General features: G+C 65.9%; 14 protein-coding genes. 7 read left to right on the forward strand and 7 right to left on the reverse strand.

What is annotated here, in order from left to right:
• The first annotated feature begins 117 nt into the window (after positions 1–117).
• Complete coding sequence (locus tag R4P57_RS09635; RefSeq protein WP_317802607.1) at positions 118–1,308, forward strand: exonuclease SbcCD subunit D; 1,191 nt, start codon at positions 118–120, stop codon at positions 1,306–1,308.
• Complete coding sequence (locus R4P57_RS09640) at positions 1,305–4,313, forward strand: SMC family ATPase (RefSeq protein WP_317802608.1); 3,009 nt, start codon at positions 1,305–1,307, stop codon at positions 4,311–4,313. The genes R4P57_RS09635 and R4P57_RS09640 overlap by 4 nt, the downstream gene beginning before the upstream one ends.
• Here the strand turns inward: R4P57_RS09640 and R4P57_RS09645 are convergent.
• The 6 genes from R4P57_RS09645 to R4P57_RS09670 form a co-directional block, all read right to left on the reverse strand.
• Positions 4,295–5,536 carry an AI-2E family transporter gene (locus tag R4P57_RS09645; protein ID WP_411742338.1) on the reverse strand — a complete coding sequence of 414 codons (1,242 nt, stop codon included), beginning with the start codon at positions 5,534–5,536 and terminating at the stop codon, positions 4,295–4,297. The genes R4P57_RS09640 and R4P57_RS09645 overlap by 19 nt on opposite strands.
• Positions 5,537–5,632: 96 nt before the next feature.
• Positions 5,633–6,130 carry a methylated-DNA--[protein]-cysteine S-methyltransferase gene (locus R4P57_RS09650; protein ID WP_317802609.1) on the reverse strand — a complete coding sequence of 166 codons (498 nt, stop codon included), beginning with the start codon at positions 6,128–6,130 and terminating at the stop codon, positions 5,633–5,635.
• Positions 6,127–7,593 (reverse strand): DNA-3-methyladenine glycosylase 2 family protein, encoded by a 1,467-nt coding sequence (locus R4P57_RS09655; RefSeq protein ID WP_317802610.1) that lies wholly within the window; start codon positions 7,591–7,593, stop codon positions 6,127–6,129. Before R4P57_RS09655 ends, R4P57_RS09650 begins: the two co-directional genes overlap by 4 nt.
• Positions 7,594–7,650: 57 nt before the next feature.
• A complete protein-coding gene (locus R4P57_RS09660) occupies positions 7,651–7,821 on the reverse strand; it encodes a YbdD/YjiX family protein (protein ID WP_072692145.1) in 171 nt (56 codons plus the stop codon).
• A complete protein-coding gene (locus tag R4P57_RS09665; RefSeq protein ID WP_317802611.1) occupies positions 7,822–10,095 on the reverse strand; it encodes a carbon starvation CstA family protein in 2,274 nt (757 codons plus the stop codon).
• Positions 10,096–10,237: 142 nt separating this feature from the next.
• Positions 10,238–11,419, reverse strand: coding sequence for an ROK family protein (locus R4P57_RS09670; RefSeq protein WP_317802612.1), 1,182 nt, complete (start codon positions 11,417–11,419; stop codon positions 10,238–10,240).
• Between the two features lie 142 nt (positions 11,420–11,561).
• Between R4P57_RS09670 and edd the strand changes: the two genes are divergently transcribed.
• Both edd and eda read left to right on the forward strand, forming a co-directional pair.
• A complete protein-coding gene (gene edd, locus R4P57_RS09675; protein ID WP_317802613.1) occupies positions 11,562–13,385 on the forward strand; it encodes a phosphogluconate dehydratase in 1,824 nt (607 codons plus the stop codon).
• A gap of 30 nt (positions 13,386–13,415) precedes the next feature.
• A complete protein-coding gene (gene eda / locus R4P57_RS09680; RefSeq protein WP_317802614.1) occupies positions 13,416–14,045 on the forward strand; it encodes a bifunctional 4-hydroxy-2-oxoglutarate aldolase/2-dehydro-3-deoxy-phosphogluconate aldolase in 630 nt (209 codons plus the stop codon).
• Between the two features lie 19 nt (positions 14,046–14,064).
• Here the strand turns inward: eda and R4P57_RS09685 are convergent, their stop codons facing one another.
• Positions 14,065–14,835, reverse strand: a complete 771-nt coding sequence (locus tag R4P57_RS09685; protein WP_317802615.1) for an SDR family oxidoreductase — start codon at positions 14,833–14,835, stop codon at positions 14,065–14,067.
• Between the two features lie 102 nt (positions 14,836–14,937).
• On the opposite strand from R4P57_RS09685, the gene R4P57_RS09690 reads away from it, so the two are divergent.
• From R4P57_RS09690 to R4P57_RS09700, 3 genes are all read left to right on the forward strand, one after another.
• A complete protein-coding gene (locus tag R4P57_RS09690; protein WP_317802616.1) occupies positions 14,938–15,774 on the forward strand; it encodes a helix-turn-helix transcriptional regulator in 837 nt (278 codons plus the stop codon).
• A 128-nt stretch (positions 15,775–15,902) separates the two neighbouring features.
• A complete protein-coding gene (locus R4P57_RS09695; protein WP_317802617.1) occupies positions 15,903–16,232 on the forward strand; it encodes a CD225/dispanin family protein in 330 nt (109 codons plus the stop codon).
• A gap of 48 nt (positions 16,233–16,280) precedes the next feature.
• Positions 16,281–17,075, forward strand: coding sequence for a TIGR03620 family F420-dependent LLM class oxidoreductase (locus R4P57_RS09700; protein WP_317802618.1), 795 nt, complete (start codon positions 16,281–16,283; stop codon positions 17,073–17,075).
• The last annotated feature ends 4 nt before the right edge of the window (positions 17,076–17,079 follow it).

Raw genomic sequence — 17,079 nt, forward strand, 5'->3', positions numbered from 1 at the left:
AGATGATGCAGGACGGTACCGACAACGTCGGTTCGCGAAGCCTGTGGACCGAGCTCACGTCCGACAGGCCGAGGCGCCTCGGGGAGTTTGTCGGTGGTTCCCGATAGCGTCGAACGCATGAGAATCCTCCACACCTCGGACTGGCACATCGGTCGCACCTTTCACGGTGTCGACCTGTTGGCCGATCAGGGCGCTGTGCTGGGGTCCATCGCGGAACTGGTTGCGGCACAATCGATCGATGTGGTGGTGGTGCCGGGCGACATCTACGACCGCGCTGTTCCCAGTGCCGATGCCGTCCTGGTCTGCAACCGCGGACTGGAGGCCATTCGAGCGGCCGGTGCCGTGATCGTCGCGACGTCGGGAAACCACGATTCACCCGCGCGGCTCGGCGCAGGCGCTGCGTTCGCTTCGGCAGGCGGGCTGCATCTGATGACGCGGGTGGGCGACGTCGCCACCCCGGTCCTGATCGACGACGAGCACGGCTGCGTTGCGTTCTACGGCATTCCGTATCTCGAGCCCGAAACCACTCGCCTCGAACTCGACGTTCCCACTGCGCGTACCCATGCCGACGTGCTCGGTGCCGCGATGGATCGGGTACGCGGCGACCTCGCGACGAGAAGCGAACCAGGGCAACGGGTTCGCTCGGTCGTGCTCGCCCACGCCTTCATCGTCGGCGGTGAGGCGACCGGCTCGGAGCGGTCCATCTCCTCCGGCGGTATCGAAACCGCGCCTGCGTCGGCGTTCGACGGCGTCGACTACGTGGCGCTCGGACATCTGCATTCGCCCCAGACCCTCACCGACCGGGTGCGGTACTCCGGTTCGCCCCTGCCCTATTCGTTCGGCGAGCGGTCGCACCACAAGGCGGTATGGATTCTCGATCTCGACGCGAACGGGCTGGGCAGCGTCGAGCGAGTGGACCTGCCGGTGGTACGCGGACTCGCCCGCATCGAAGGCACGGTCGAGGAATTGACAACGGACACAGCATATTGCGAGTTCGAGGATCATTACGTCTCCGCCGTGCTCACCGACGAGGTGCGTCCGGTCGACGCAATGCGCGTGCTGCAGCAGCGTTTCCCGCACGCGATCCATTTGGAATGGCGGCGCCCCGAGGGATCCGGCGAGCTTCGCTATCGCGACCGTGTGCGCGGTCGTAGCGATCTCGACATCGCCACCTCGTTCGTGACGGACATGCGTAGCGTGCCGACGGCGGCGGAGTCCGCGCTCCTGGCTCGTGCTCTGGCCTCCGTGCAACGCGAGACCGAGGCCACCCGCGGGACGGCCACCACAGCCGACCGCGGTGCTGCATGAGGCTGCATTCACTCGAGATCACCGCGTTCGGCCCCTTCGCGGGCACCGAGACGGTGGACTTCGACACACTGGGGGCCGACGGGCTCTTCCTGTTGCACGGTCACACCGGAGCAGGCAAGACGACGGTGCTCGACGCCGTGGCGTTCGCGCTGTACGGAACTGTGCCCGGAGCTCGTCGGGAGGGCAAGCGACTGCTGTCCGATCACGCAGCCAAGGGTGCGGTGCCACAGGTCACGTTGGAAGCCACACTGGGTGGGCGGCGCATCAGAATAGTGCGCAGTCCGGAGTTCCTGCGGCCCAAGCTCCGAAGCACGGGAACCACCAAGCAACACGCCAAGGCCAGTCTCACCTGGCTCGACGGCCGCGGGCAGAATCTCACCCGGCTGAGCGAGATCGGTGACGCCGTCAACGCGCTGCTCGGGATGAGTGCCGACCAGTTCTTTCAGGTGGTGCTGTTGCCGCAGGGTGAATTCGCGCGATTCCTCCGAGCCGACAGCGACGAACGTGGCAATCTGCTCGAAAGACTCTTCGACACAAGCCGATTCGGTGACGTCGAGGAGTGGTTCGCGCAGCGCCGCCGGGAGCTCGCCGCTGAACTCGCCGACGCCCACCACGCCATCGACATCATGCTCGGCCGGGTGTCGCAGGCATCGGGAGCGCCCGAGCCCGCGGGCGAGGACGGCGAACAGCCGGACCCCCTCGAATGGGCGGCCGACGTCCTCGACTATGCCCGGCAGAATCGAACCCTCGCGCAAGGTCGGGCGGTGCTGATCGACGCAGCAGCTCGGCGTGCATCGGCAGCTCTGGCGAAGGCCACCACCGATCTCGATCTGCAGCGGCGACGGGCTCTCGCGGAGGTCCAACTCGCGCAGTACCGGGAGGGCGAGACGGCACGAGCAGCACGCAGAAGCGAGCTCGCCGATTCTGCGGCCGCAGGACCGATCGCGGCCACTGCCGCAGACCTCCGTCTTGCACGCCTGTCCACCGACGCCGCAACATCCGCACTCGCGGCGGCGGAGCGTGCCTTACCCACAACGGCGGAGGGCCGACGCTTCCACGCCGCGCTGCACTGGCCGCCCGCGCCGGCGGATCCGTCGGCCGAGCGCATGGTCGTTGCACAGTTCGTGCGTGACTGGACCACCGACGTCGCGCGGCTGCAGTCGCTGCTCGGTCTCGCCCGCGAAGCCGACCGACTCGACGGGACACTCGCCGAATATCTTGCGCAGCAACGTACTACCGCAGCGGCGATCGAACGTACCGTGCAATTGCAGGCCTCGACGCCCGAGCAGATCTCAGCGGTCGAATCACGGATGGCACGAGCCGCCTCGGCTGCGGCAGAGTTGCCGGGTCTCGAGGAGCGCTGCAGTCGTTCCCGCGTGGCAGCCGAGTCTGCACTCGAATTGGTCCGCAAGCGGGCGACTATGGCCGAGGCCGAACGTGCCCGCGACACCGCCGGAGCAGCGCACAACACGGCCCGGTCGCACCTGCTCGACCTCCGTGAGCGACGCATCGACGGGATGGCGGCCGAGCTGGCGGCCCGTCTGGAAGCGGGCGAGCCCTGCGTCGTGTGCGGATCGGAGGTGCACCCGCATCCCGCTGCACCGTCGACGTCGACGGTGACCAAGGCACAGGAAGACAAGGCCGCCGCCGCAGAACGCACGGCGGCCGCTGCGCTCGATCACGCGGTCGCGGTTGTCGCTCGAGCGCAACGGGACGTGGATCTACTGCACGACCGCACCGGAGGGGCCTCCGCTGCGGAGTTGACCCAGATGCTCGATGCCGCGACCGCCGCAGTGCAGGACGCCCGCGCGCGTGCCGCCGATGTCGCACCGGCAACCGCAGAATTGAATCGCCTGCGGAGCGAGTCGGACGCGCTGACGGTCACGCTCCACGAGCTCGTTGCCTTGCGTGGTGCCGTGGACGAGCGCATCTCGGCTACCGAGGAATCGCTGGCGAAGATGCGTGCGTCGGTGGCCGAGGAAGTCGACGAGGGTGCGTCGCTGGCAGACCGAATCTCGGAGCGAGAGGCCTTGATCGACGGTGCCCGGCGAATTCAGGAGGCGCGCATCGCCTGGCTCGACGCCACTGCGCGGGCCGATGCGCTGGTAGCCGAACTGGACCGACGAGTGGAGGCGTCGAACTTCGAGTCCGTCGACGCTGCGGCCGGGGCAGTGCTGGCCGCCGACCGCGTCGAGCAGATCGAGACCGAGCTGCGCACCGCCGAGGAGGCGCGTGCACATGCCGAGCACGTGCTGCGCGAGCCCACCATCGTGGACGTGGCCGGTCGGCCGCCGGTGGATCTGGACCCGTTGGAGCAGGCGTGCGCCGAGCTGGACGACGAGGTCAGGGCCGCCGCCGCGGCGGTGGCGGAATGCCGAAGGCGCGCAGACGATCTGGAACGGCTGATCGCCGAACTGTTCACCGCGGCCCAGGCCATCGCGCCACAACGGGCCGAATTCGACGAACTCGCCAACCTGGCGGACGTGGTGGCCGGCCGGGGGCAGAATTCTCGCAAGATGTCGTTGCGCTCGTATGTGCTCGCGTCCCGACTCGAGGACGTCGCCGAGTCCGCCTCCGCGCGGCTGCGTCGAATGTCCTCGGGGCGCTACGAATTCGTGCACTCCGACGAGGCCGGCGTCCGCGGCAAACGGGGCGGTCTGGGACTGGACATTCGGGACGACTACACCGGCGTCGTGCGCTCGGCCAAGACATTGTCGGGCGGTGAGGCGTTCCTTGCGTCGCTTTCGCTCGCGTTGGGCCTCGCCGATGTCGTGGCCGCCGAATCCGGCGGTGTCGTTCTCGACACCATGTTCATCGACGAAGGATTCGGCACGCTCGACGCCGACACCCTCGAATCGGTGATGGCGGTTCTCGACGAACTACGTGCAGGCGGACGCGTCGTCGGCGTCGTCAGCCATGTCGACGAGATGCGTCAGCGCATTCCCAGCCGCCTCCACGTCAAGCGGGAGCGCACCGGATCCACCCTTCAGGTCGTTGCGTCCTGACCTGACGCAGGTTTGTCGGACTTCGACTCGCCCTCATCGTCCATACCGGCCTGTTCGTCGGTCAGTCCCTCGGGCGGCGGGATTTCGTCTTCGAGTTCGTCCTGGTCCGGCTCGTTCGAGCGGGCGTCGATCTGCTCGGACAGGTACCTGATCAGCACAGCGGCAACCGCGGCAGCCGGGACGGCGAGGAACGCTCCGATGATGCCGAACAGTGAGCTTCCGCCCGCAACGGCCAACAGCACGATTGCTGGATGCAGGTTCATGCTGCGGCTCTGCAGAATCGGCTGCAGCACATTGCCTTCCAATTGCTGCACCGCGACGATGATGGCGAGCACGATCAGCGCCGTCGTCAGTCCGTTCGCAACCAGGGCAACCAGCACAGCGAGAGCGCCCGCGACGAACGCACCGATGATCGGGATGAAGCCACCGATGAACGTCAGGGTCGCGAGCACCAGCGCCAGCGGAACGCCGAGAATGACCAGTCCGAGACCGATGAAGAGCGCGTCGATGAAACTGACGATGGCCTGAGTTCGGATGAATCCCCCGAGGGTCGCCCACATCCGTGAGAGCACCTCGCCCAGATGGCTTCCGGCGCGGCCACCGGAGAACCCGTGCAACCACGGCAGGAACTTCGGTCCGTCCTTGACGAAGAAGAACGTCAGCACCAGCACCAGCGCCAGAGTGACCAACAGCGAGCCTGCGGCGGATACGCCGGTGAACACGCCGGTGGCGATGGCCTCGCCGCTGTCCTGTAGCCGCGCAACGATGGCCGACACGGCCGAGTCGATCTGGTCGTCGCCGATGTTCAGCGGCGGACCCTTCAACCAGTCTTGTACCTGCGCGATACCACCCGACGCCTGGTCGACCAACTCGGGAGCCTGCTCGGCGACCGAGGGAACGATCAGGGTTATCACGCCGCCGATGACGACGAAGAACACCACGAGCGAGACCGACGCGGCCAGGGCGGGAGGAAATCCCAGACGCATCATCAGCTTCGCCGGCGGCCACAGCACCGTCGCGACGATCACGGCCAGCAGGACCGGCAGCAGGATCACCCAGAGGTGCCCGATCAGCCAGCCCAACACCCACGCCCCGGCCGCGATCGAAATGAGGATCAGCGACCACTTGGCCAGCCACATGCCGCCGACCCCGATGAGGTCACCACGATCGTTGCCGGACGTCGTGGACTTCGACGTACTGCCTGGCACTGCCGATTCGGTCACTGTGGCTTCCTCACATTCGGCGGATGGCGGATCGTGAAGAACCATAACGTCTTGGCAGGCTCAGCTGTATGTCACCGCCGTTCAAGGCAAGGCCGGTCAGGCCGCCTCGTGTGTCAACAGCCATTCCTTGACGGGCAAACCCCAGCGGAAACCGCCGAGCGCCCCGCCGATTCGAACCACCCGGTGGCACGGCACGAACAGCGCGGCCGCATTGCGAGCGCACGCCGACGCAGCACCGCGGATGGCTGCCGGTCTGCCGGACAGTTCTGCGAACTCGGAGTAGGTCACCGGCGCACCGGGTTCGACGGTGCGGAGCACTCCCCAGGCATGCATGAGAAATTCGCCGGATCGTTGCGCGACGGCAACGGAGTCGATGACGGTCAGCTCACCGCGGTGATAGTTCTCGACGGCGCGCGTCACCTCGCCGAGATCGGCCGCAGTGCGGACGCTGTCGGGTCGCATCGTCGGGTGGATCAGGACGCGGAGCTCTTCGACATCGGCAGTCCAGCCGGACGCGAGGACGCGCTGATCGGCGTCGACGATGGTGCTGAACGGCCCGATCGGAGTGTCCTGGGTGGCGGCGGTGGCAGTCATGCTTCTCTTCTTTCCAGTGCGGTGATCCACAGGTGCATCGAGACGTACGAACGCCACGGAGCCCAGCGGGCAGAATTCTTCAACGAGATGTCGAGTGCCTGAGCACCTTGGCGGACGACGAGATCGGTATCGAGCAGAACATCGGGATCGCCGAGTAGCCGCATCACGACGTACCGGGCGGTCCAGGGCCCGATTCCTTTGAGCGCGAGCAGTTCTCGCTCCAGTTCCGGCCCTTCTCGCGCGGGATGCAGCACGACGGTTCCCGAAGCGATGGCGTCGGCGACGCGGATGACGGTCTGAACACGGGCGGCAGGTCCGGTGAGTACCTCGTGACCCCGTTCGGCAATGACGGCAGGTTCGGGAAACAATCTGGTGACGGTGTCGTTGCCGAGATCGAGCCGTGAACCGAGAGCATCGACGAGCCGGGCGGTGTGGGTGGCCGCAGCCTTCAAGGAGATCTGCTGCCCGATCACGGTGCGCAGCAACATCTCTGCGCCGTCGACCACTCCCAGGGCGCGGATTCCCGGGTGGGCGTCGACGCTCGGTGCCAGCTGCGGATCCGTGCCCAGGGCGTCGTCGACGGCGAGTGGATCTGCATCGAGATCGAGTAGGTGGCGGATTCGGGCGACGGCAGGGGCCAGATCGCGCATGTCCTGCAATGTCACTGCAGCGCTGACGAATCCGTCCATCACTCGCAACGCCACGAGCCCGGCGGCGTGCGGCAGGCGCAGTGATCGAACGTACTCGCCGTCCTCGGAAAAGGATTCGATGCCCTCGACCACGTGGCCCCGAAGGAACCACTCGATCCAGCCGCGGTCCAGCGGCGGGCGGTACGGCAATCGCAGTGTGACCGTTCCACCCGCGGTCGGTACGGCCGTGCGGTGCGCTTCTCGACGCAACGTCGACGGGTCGACGGCGAAGACTTCTTTGATGGTGTCGTTGAATTGCCGGACGCTGGCGAAGCCGGCCGCGAAGGCGACGTCGGCCATCGACATGTCGGTGGTCTGAATCAGCGTCCGGGCGGTGTGTGCGCGGTGCGCGCGGGCCAGAGCGAGCGGTCCCGCACCGACCTCGGCCGTCAGCACGCGGGTCAGCTGTCGGGTCGAGTAGCCGAGGGTGCTGGCGAGGCCGTCGACGCCACCGCGTTCCACGGCTCCGTCGGAGATCAGCCGCATGGCGCGAGAACTGAGGTCCGAGTGGATGTTCCAGCGTGGGGAACCGGGGGTGGCGTCGGGCTGGCAGCGGCGACAGGCTCGGTAGCCGGATTGTTGCGCCGCCGCTGCAGTGGCCAGAAACGAGACGTTGCCCGGGTTGGGTGTGCGGGCCGGGCAGGAGGGTCGACAGTAGATGCCGGTGGTGGAGACGGCAGTGAAGAACTGGCCGTCGAACCGTGCGTCACGCGAGGAGACCGCGCGATAACACCGATCGAAGTCCAGTTCTTCCACCTGCCGTTCGCTGCTCATGCACCTACTGTGTCAGCGCGGACGCGTCGGTGCTAGCGGAAATCGGACATCACCGTGTCAACAGCATCGAGCCCCCGGGTTTCGGTCCGCCTCGGCGTGCCGGTCCTTCCAGTACTGCCGCACGGTGGGCGGTTCCTGGCCCGGGTGGTGGCGGGCCAGATGGGCGACGTAACGGTCGTAATCGTGGTCGCCCATCACGGAGGTGATCCACCACCACAGCCCGCGCATCTAGTGCGCCGATCCGGGGCGACGGACGGTGCCCGCCTCGATCAGCTCGTCCCATTCGGCTTGGATCTTCTTCTCGGCCGGGGTGAGGACGAAACCGGTGGGGCCGAAGATCTTCGACGGCACCTCGGGCTCCTCGTTGTCGGGCAGGTTGTCTCCCCGAACGGCCCTGATGCACACCCACACTCCGGCGAACACGACCACCAGGACGAGTACCGCGAAGATGATCGACAGCGTGCCCTGGATGAAGGTGTTGCGGATGACGGCGTCGATGGCTTCGGGTGTCTTGGCGCTGCCGAATTCGGTGAGCCCCTGCGCCTTGGCGTCGCGGAACTGCGAGTGCTGAGTCCAGTAGCCGATGGCCGGGACGGAGGAGAAGATCTTCTGGTATGACGCCGTCATGGTGACGATGAGGTCCCAGGCGAGGGGGAGTCCGGGGATCCACGCCCACTTGTACAGGCCTCGTTTGACGACGATGACGAGTACCACCGTCAGTGCGATCGCGGCCAGCAGCTGGTTGGCGATGCCGAACAGCGGGAACAGGGTGTTGATGCCGCCCAGTGGATCGGTGACGCCCATGAGAAGGATTGCGCCCCAAGCTGCGACGACGATCAGTGAGCAGATCCAGGCACCGGGACGCCACGACGGATCCTTGAACTTCTTGGCCGATGCGCCGGGCAGGTTGCCGATGCTGTCGGAGAGCATGAAGCGCGCGACGCGGGTGCCTGCATCGACCGTGGTGAGGATGAACAGGGCCTCGAACATGATCGCGAAGTGGTACCAGAACGACTTGAGCGATTCGCCGCCGAACACCTGGTGCAGTACCTCGGACATGCCGAACGCGAGAGTCGGTGCGCCGCCGGTGCGGGAGATGATCGATTCCTCGCCCACATCGGTTGCGGCCTGGCTCAATTCGGCCGGGGTGATGTCGCCGCCGCTCAACCCAAGTCCGTTGACGTACGTCGCCGCAGTTTCGGGAGTGCCGCCGGTCAGCGTCGCGGGAGCATTCAGCGCGAAGTAGATGTGCTGATCGAGGACGCAGGCCGTGATCAGAGCCATGATGGCGACGAAGGACTCGGTGAGCATGCCGCCGTAGCCGATCATGCGCATCTGCTTTTCCTTCTCCAGCAACTTCGGCGTGGTGCCGGAGGAGATCAGAGCGTGGAAACCCGACAGCGCACCGCAGGCGATGGTGATGAACAGGAACGGGAACAGGGACCCTGCGAACGCCGGGCCGTTGCCCTCGGTGGCGAAGCTCGTCATGGCGGGCATCTGGATCTCGGGACGTGCGATGAGAATGCCGACGGCCAGCAGGGCGATGGTGCCGACCTTCATGAACGTCGACAGGTAGTCGCGCGGGGCGAGCAGCAGCCACACCGGCAGGATGCAGGCGAGCAGGCCGTAGCCGATCAGCAGCCAGGCGACGGTCACCTTGGAGAGGGTGAACCAATCTGTGCCCCAGTCGGTTTCGGCAACCCAGCCGCCGGCGACGATGGCGAGCAGCAGCAGGACGACGCCGATGAGCGAGACCTCGGTGACGTTGCCCGGTCGCAGGAAGCGCAGGTAGACGCCCATGAACAGTGCGATCGGAATGGTCAGCGCGATGGAGAAGACGCCCCAGGGGCTTTCGGCGAGCGCGTTGACGACGACGAGTGCGAGCACCGCGATGAGGATGATCATGATGACGAACACCGCGACCAGAGCGGCGGTTCCGCCGACGACTCCGAGTTCGTCGCGGGCCATCTGTCCGAGGCTGCGGCCGTGGCGACGCGTCGAGATCCACAGCACCAGGAAATCCTGGACGGCACCGGCGAACACGACGCCGATGATGATCCACATGGTGCCCGGCAGGTAGCCCATCTGAGCGGCGAGGACGGGTCCGACGAGCGGGCCTGCTCCGGCGATCGCGGCGAAGTGGTGGCCGAACAGCACCCGACGGTCCGTCGGCATGTAGTCCTTGCCGTTTTCCAGAATCTCGGCAGGAGTGGCGCGGTCGTCGCGTGGGAAGACGATCTTGCGTTCGATCAGTCTGGCGTAGAAGCGAAAAGCGAAGATGTACGTACACACCGCGGCGATGACGAACCAGACGGCGTTGGGATTCTCTCCGCGGACGATCGCGATGATCGTCCACGCAACACCGCCGAGTAGGCCGATGGCGACGAGCATCAGGCGCTTGATCGGGGTCATCGGATGTGACTCGACGACGCCGACGGGCGGTAGATCGGGATCTGTCTTCAGCAATTCGACGTGTGGTTCGTCGGCCGCTTTCAATGACATGTGTGGGGTCTCCATGCTCGCAGGTGTGACTGCGATCACCCTATGGCCGGCGCGGGCGCGCGTCCTCGAATCGACGCTTCGTGGTGCGCCCGGCGGTCGCTGGAGTGCGACGAGCGGCAACCGTACCGACGACGCCCGCCGGTCAGCTGCCCAGAGCGTCGTCGACGGCCCTGGCGCTGAGCACCTGGTCCAGCACCAGCGCGGCGCTGCCGATGACCCCGGAGAGGTCACCGTGGGTGGTGGCCTGGATGGTGAGGGCCTTGGTGGCCAGTGCGGTGGCGTTTCCGTAGACGGTTTCACGCAGCCCGGCGACGAAGATGTCGTAGGCGTTCGCCATGTCGCCGCCGATGATGAGTACCTCGGGGTTGAGCAGGTTCACGGCCCCGGCCAGGGTTTCGCCGATGTGGCGACCGCTGTCGCGAATGAGCCTGCGTGCTTCGGGGTCGCCGCTCACCGCGAGGTCGACGACGCCGCGGACGTGGCCGACTTCGCGGCCCTGCTCGTTGAGTGCGCGCACCAGCGCCCAGCCGCCTGCGATGGCTTCGAGGCAGCCGCTGTCTCCGCACCTACATGCAACGCCCGCCGCGGCTGCGGTCTTGGTGTGGCCGAATTCGCCTGCGGCTCCCAGTGATCCACGTTGCAGCGCTCCGCCCGCGACGATCCCGGCTCCGAGACCCGTCGAGGCCTTGACCAGTAAGGCGTTCTGGAAGCGATCTCGATTGTCGCGACGTTCGGCCAGCACCATCGCGTTGGCGTCGTTGTCGAGAAACACCGGAGCCGACGTGATGTCCGCGAAGAACGATGCCAGCGGCACCCCGTCCCAGCCGTGCATGATCGGCGAGTCCAAGCTGCAGCCCCGCTCGGTGTCGGCGGTGCCGGGGATGGACAGGCCGACCCCGAGGATGCGATGTCCGGTTCGGTGCGACTCGTCGAGCAGTGCCTGCAGCCGCTTGGTGATCTGCGGCATCAGCTCGTCCGGGCCTACGCCGATCTCCTGGTCGACAGTATCGCTGGCGAGGAATTCTCCGCCGAGAGTGAAGACGCCCAGTTGCGACCGGCTGCGGCCGATCGCGGCGGCGAGTACGACGCCTGCGTCCACATCGAAGGACAGTCTCGCCGGCGGGCGTCCGCCGGTCGACTGGGTGTCCTCGGTTTCGATCACCAGCCCCAGGCCGGTGAGTGCGGCGACACGGGAGGCGACGGCCGATCGTGAGAGTCCGGTGATCCGTCCCAGCTCGGCACGGGTATCGGCCTCTCCGTCGCGAACCAGAGCGAAGATCTCGCCTGCGGTCGCAGGCGGAGCGCTCAGGCGCGGCATGGACATATACGCCATTCAACCAACTGGCAACTTTTACGGCAACACCCTAAGAACTGCTACTTATAACTTCTAAAAACATAAGTTGGGTTGCTGATGGACCTAACTGGCTTTAGGCTGAGTCACGAGAGACCGAACATCGGAGATGCTCATGGACACACTTCATCCGGTCCTGCGTCAGGTCACCGACCGCATCGCAGACCGTAGCCAGTCCGCTCGCGCCGCCTACCTCGCTCGAATCGCCGCCGCAGGGGATCGAGGCCCCGCCCGCGGCCGCCTCGCCTGCGCCAACATCGCCCACGGCTTCGCTGCCTCCGGCACTGCCGACAAGCAGGCTCTGCGCGCCATGGTGAAGCCCAATATTGCGATCGTCTCTGCGTACAACGACATGCTCTCGGCGCACAAGCCGTTCGAGAACTACCCCGCCGTGCTGAAGAAGTCCGTCATCGATGCCGGTGGCATCGCGCAGTTCGCCGGCGGAGTCCCCGCGATGTGCGACGGCATCACCCAGGGCCGCGACGGCATGCAGCTCTCGCTCTTCAGCCGCGACATCATCGCGATGTCGACCGCAATTGCCCTGTCCCACGACATGTTCGACGCCACCCTGATGCTCGGGGTGTGCGACAAGATCGTCCCCGGAATGCTCATCGGCGCACTGAGTTTCGGCCATCTTCCCGCGGTGTTCGTGCCCGCGGGCCCGATGACGTCCGGACTTCCCAACGGGGAGAAGGCAAAAGCGCGCCAGCTCTACGCCGAGGGCAAAGTGGGCCGCGAGGCTCTTCTGGACGCCGAGGCCGCGTCGTATCACGGCAGTGGCACGTGCACGTTCTTCGGAACGGCCAATTCCAACCAGCTGCTCATGGAGGTCATGGGTCTGCATCTGCCCGGCTCTTCGTTCGTCAACCCCGGAACCGCGATGCGCGACGCATTGACCCGCGAGGCCGCCCACGTCGTCACCGGTCTGACGTCGTTGGGCGACAACTACACCCCGGTCGGGGAGGTCGTCGACGTCAAGTCCATCGTCAACGGCTGCGTCGCGTTGCTCGCCACCGGCGGTTCGACCAATCACACGATGCACCTCGTCGCCATCGCGAAGGCCGCCGGAATCACGTTGACCTGGCAGGACTTGTCAGATCTGTCGGCCGTCGTGCCGCTGATGGCCAGGATCTACCCGAACGGCAAGGCCGACGTGAATCACTTCCACGCGGCCGGTGGACTCGGGTTCGTCATCGGATCACTGCTCGACGCCGGACTTATGCACGAGGATGTGAAAACCGTTGCCGGGCAGGGCCTGCGGCGCTACACACAGGAGCCGAAGCTCGACGGCGACGGGGTGATGTGGCAGGACGGTACTCGGATGAGCCACGACGACACCGTGTTACGTGGCGCGAACGAGCCGTTCAGCGCCGACGGCGGACTGAAGATGCTGACCGGGCCGATCGGAAAGTGCGTCATCAAGACGTCTGCACTGGCACCCGAACACCGCGTGGTCACCGGACCGGCGCGAGTATTCGACGACCAAGCCGACTTCCTCGAGGCATTCGATGCAGGGCTTCTCGACAGTGACTTCGTTGCCGTGCTGCGTTATCAGGGCCCGAAGGCCAACGGTATGCCCGAGTTGCACAAGCTGACCCCGGCCCTCGGAATCCTGCAGGACAAGGGGCGGTCCGTCGCGCTCATCACCGACGGCCGAATGTCCGGTGCCTCCGGCAAAGTCGCTGCGGCAATTCACCTCACGCCCGAGGCCGCGAGCGGTGGGCCGATTGCGAAAATCCTCGACGGTGACATGATCACCCTCGATTCTCTCGGTGGCACATTGTCGATCGACGTACCGCTCGCCGAGTTCGAGGCACGACCGGTCACCGGTCGAGTGTTGGACGCCGACGAGTGGTCGAGCACCGGTCGTGATCTGTTCTCCGGGATGCGTGCGCTCGTCGGTCCGGCCGACGAGGGTGCGATGTTCGTGATGCGCTGAGTCCCTGTAACTCCAGAAGAAGGTAAGAACGTGACTGCATCCCTGCTCGACCGCGTGCCCGTCATCCCTGTCGTCGTCATCGACGATCTCGATCATGCCGTTCCGATCGCCCGCGCCCTGGTGGCGGGCGGAGTGCCGGTCATCGAGCTGACCCTGCGGACACCGGTGGCGCTCGACGCGATCGAGCGCATCGCCGCCGAGGTTCCCGAGATCCTCATCGGTGCAGGCACGATCATCACTCCCGGCCAGGCCAAGCAGGCCGCCGACGCCGGCGCTCAGTTCCTGGTGTCGCCGGGCTGCACGCCGGGATTGACCAAAGCCATGCGAGACACCGGGCTGCCCCACTTGCCCGGTGCCGCAACGGTGTCCGAGGTGCTCACCCTCCTCGAGGCCGGCTACACCGAGCTCAAGTTCTTCCCCGCCGAGGCGTCGGGTGGCGCGAACTTCCTGAAGTCGATCCACTCGCCGATCCCGGCCGCACGCTTCTGCCCAACGGGTGGCATCTCCACCTCCAATGCATCGAGCTACCTGGCTCTGCCGAACGTCGGATGCGTCGGCGGATCGTGGCTCACACCGGCTTCGGCCGTCGCGCAGGAAGATTGGGACGCCGTCACTCGTTTGGCCGAGGCCACCTCGACGCTGAAGGCCACAGCCCAGTAGTGGTCCGCACCACGCGTGTTCATCCGCGGGTGACCGAGATACCGCCGTCCACGTAGAGCGTCGTCCCGTGCACCATCGCGGCGTCGTCGGAGACCAGAAACAGCACTCCGTTCGCAATGTCCTGCGGCTCGAGCACTGTGCCTGCAGGCGTTCCGGCCGTCATGGCGTCCAACACGTGCCGCGCATCCTCGTTGCCCGGCGTCAGGGTCGCACCGGGTGCGAGGGCGTTGACCCGCACACCGCGTGGACCGAACTCGGCGGCCCAACTGCGAGTGAGTTGTTCGTCGGCGGCCTTGGTTGCGGAGTACATCGCGGCGAACGGGCTCCCCATCGTGGCCATCCACGATCCGATGTTCACGATGACGCCACGGCTGCGCTCGGCCATGGCCGGTGCCAGTTCACCGACGAGCACGTGCGGAGCTCGGATGTTGACGGCAAGCATCGCGTCGAGTTGCTCGTCGGCGAGATCTGCCGTTGCGGTGGCGGGATAGATGCCGGCGTTGTTGACGAGAATGTCGACGCGACCTCCCAGAGCATCGGTGGCGGCCCCGGCGAAGTCGCGGATGTCCTGGTAGCTGCCGGAGAGGTCCACCGGCACGAAGCTCGCGGTGCCGCCGGCCGCAGAGATTCGATCCACCACCGCTGACCCCTTCGCGGAGTCGCGGCCGCTGACGACGATCGATGCTCCATGCGCGGCGAGAGTCGAGGCGATTGCGGCACCGATACCGCTGGTGGATCCGGTGATGACGGCGGTCCGTCCGAAAAGTCGCTGTGGTGTCGAAGAAGTCATGACGTCATGTCTACGGACGGTGAACACGGCCAACCAGGCGTCACTCGACCTAGGTCTGGCATGACCAGGCTGGCAACCGCCCGGGTCGCTACTGTGGGATTCGTGAGCAACGACAGGTCCGCCCTCAGCGCGTTTCTGCGTGATCGGCGCGACCGCATCACCCCGATCGAGGCCGGACTGCGCACGTACCCCGGTGCCCGACGAGTGCCTGGACTGCGGCGGGAAGAACTTGCTGCGATGGCCGGAGTGAGCCCCGACTACTACAGCAAACTCGAGCAGGGTCGCCAGGCGAACGTCTCGATCGAGGTGCTGCGAGCAATCGCCAGGGCGCTGATGCTGGACGAGGTGGAGTCGGCACACCTGTTCGATCTCGCGTCCCCTGCCGTATCGACAGACAAGGCTGTGCAGCAGCCGGATCAAGGGCTGCTCCAGGTGATGAAGGCGCTCGATCACATTCCGGTGCTTCTGCTCGGTCGTAGCGGTGCCATCCTGGCCAGCAATGCGCTGGTTCGATCGGTGCTGAGTTTGCCGTCGTCGGCCGGAGACTCGCTCTTCCACTATCTGTTCCGCAATCCCATCGCCCGTGAGCGAATCGTCAACTGGTCGCAGTTCGCGGCAGCTTCGGTCGCCAATCTGCGCCGTGACCTCGCTCGTCGACCGGGGGACCGAACGCTGATTTCCCTGATCGACGAATTACGTTCCAGTGAAAGTTCTTTCGAGCAATGGTGGAGCGATCACGAGGTTCGCGAGTTCGAGCGCACAACCAAGATCATCCAGCACACGGCGGCGGGAACTCTCGAATTCGGTATCGAATTTCTGACCTCGCCCAGCGAGCCGGATCAGAGCCTCATCGTCTACACGGTCGAGGACGGGTCGAGCACTGCCAAGATTCTGCCGATCTTGGCGAGTTGGGACCCGAATTCGGCAATTACCACATGAACTCGAGATCGCCCGGGTGTGTTCGGGTCGTGAGCACAGACATGTAGGTCGACGATATTCGAATCGATGGAACCCAACGCGTCGGTGCGGCGTCCTACTAGCTGTCCGTCATCGAACAATCGGGGGAAATGATCATGTCGAATCCGTACGAGCAGTCAGAGTTCCAGCCGACCCAGCAGCCCTATCCGGCAGCGCAGCCCTATATGCAGGCACCGACTCTGCCGTCGTCCAATGCGGGATGGGCCGTCGTCGCCATCATCTTCTTCTGGCCGTTGGCCATCCCGGCGTTCAATCACGCACTGAAGGTGCACCCTCTGTGGATGCTGGGTGACGCTCAGGGCGCGCTCTATTCGTCGAATCGTGCCGGGTTCTTCGGGAAACTGTCGCTGGGGATATTCGTCGTCCTCATAGTTCTGTACTTCGCCTTCATTGCCCTGGTCGTCGCGAACTCGTACTAGGTCCCGACGCTTGACCTCGACATAACTCGAGGTTCTAGCGTCGTGGGCATGGACACACTGAACCTCGGCCGAATCGGCATTTCCATCGACGTATCGCCGTCGTATCTCGACGACGCACGCACGCTGGAGTCGTACGGCTACACAGCGCTGTGGCCCTCGGGCGGGCAGATCGATCGACTCGGCAGGTTGGTCGATCTGGTCCGTGCCACCGAGACCGCCACCATCGTCCCCGGCATCGTGCCGGTCGACGTGTACACGCCTTCGCAGACCGGGGAACTGTTCGACGAGCTCTCGCCCACCGGTCGATTCGTCCTCGGGCTCGGTGGGCCGCAGAGTGCCCGGCCATTGGCGGGGCTGCATCGCTACCTCGACGAGCTCGCCGTGCCCGCGGGTCGGATTCTGCTCGCGGCGCTCGGGCCGAAGAAGTTGGAGATGGCTCGGGACCGCGCTGGCGGCGCGATCGGGCTGCTCGTGACGCCCGAGTGGACGGCGCAGGCGCGGCACTCTCTGGGGACGGCCGAGCTGGTCGTCGACCAGTTTGTTGTGGTCGAGTCCGATCCTGATCGTGCCCGTGCGGCGGCGCGGAAGCCGCTGAGCTTTCTCGCCACCGTCCCCGGCTATCGGCAGAACTTTGTGCGCATGGGATTCACCGACGCGGACATCGACCAGCTCAGCGACCGATTGGTCGACGCCCTGGTCGTGTGGGGGAGCGTCGAGGGCATCGCTTCGCGGGTGGCTTCCCACCACAAAGCCGGGGCGGATCACGTCGTTCTTGCGCCGCTCGGTGCTTCGAGCATCGACGCTGGCCGGGCACTGTCCGAGCTGGTGGTGTCGTCAAAGTAGACTC

Source organism: Rhodococcus sp. IEGM 1330, from assembly GCF_033142445.1.
GTDB lineage: Bacteria > Actinomycetota > Actinomycetes > Mycobacteriales > Mycobacteriaceae > Rhodococcoides.

Coding starts and splice junctions, on each gene's coding strand:
- R4P57_RS09640 (WP_317802608.1), top strand. CDS start 1,305: ATGAGGCTGCATTCACTCGAGATCACCGCGTTCGGCCCCTTCGCGGGC.
- R4P57_RS09650 (WP_317802609.1), bottom strand. CDS start 6,130: ATGACTGCCACCGCCGCCACCCAGGACACTCCGATCGGGCCGTTCAGC.
- R4P57_RS09700 (WP_317802618.1), top strand. CDS start 16,281: ATGGACACACTGAACCTCGGCCGAATCGGCATTTCCATCGACGTATCG.
- R4P57_RS09635 (WP_317802607.1), top strand. CDS start 118: ATGAGAATCCTCCACACCTCGGACTGGCACATCGGTCGCACCTTTCAC.
- R4P57_RS09685 (WP_317802615.1), bottom strand. CDS start 14,835: ATGACTTCTTCGACACCACAGCGACTTTTCGGACGGACCGCCGTCATC.
- edd (WP_317802613.1), top strand. CDS start 11,562: ATGGACACACTTCATCCGGTCCTGCGTCAGGTCACCGACCGCATCGCA.
- R4P57_RS09660 (WP_072692145.1), bottom strand. CDS start 7,821: ATGCGCGGGCTGTGGTGGTGGATCACCTCCGTGATGGGCGACCACGAT.
- R4P57_RS09695 (WP_317802617.1), top strand. CDS start 15,903: ATGATCATGTCGAATCCGTACGAGCAGTCAGAGTTCCAGCCGACCCAG.
- R4P57_RS09655 (WP_317802610.1), bottom strand. CDS start 7,593: ATGAGCAGCGAACGGCAGGTGGAAGAACTGGACTTCGATCGGTGTTAT.
- R4P57_RS09665 (WP_317802611.1), bottom strand. CDS start 10,095: ATGTCATTGAAAGCGGCCGACGAACCACACGTCGAATTGCTGAAGACA.
- R4P57_RS09670 (WP_317802612.1), bottom strand. CDS start 11,419: ATGTCCATGCCGCGCCTGAGCGCTCCGCCTGCGACCGCAGGCGAGATC.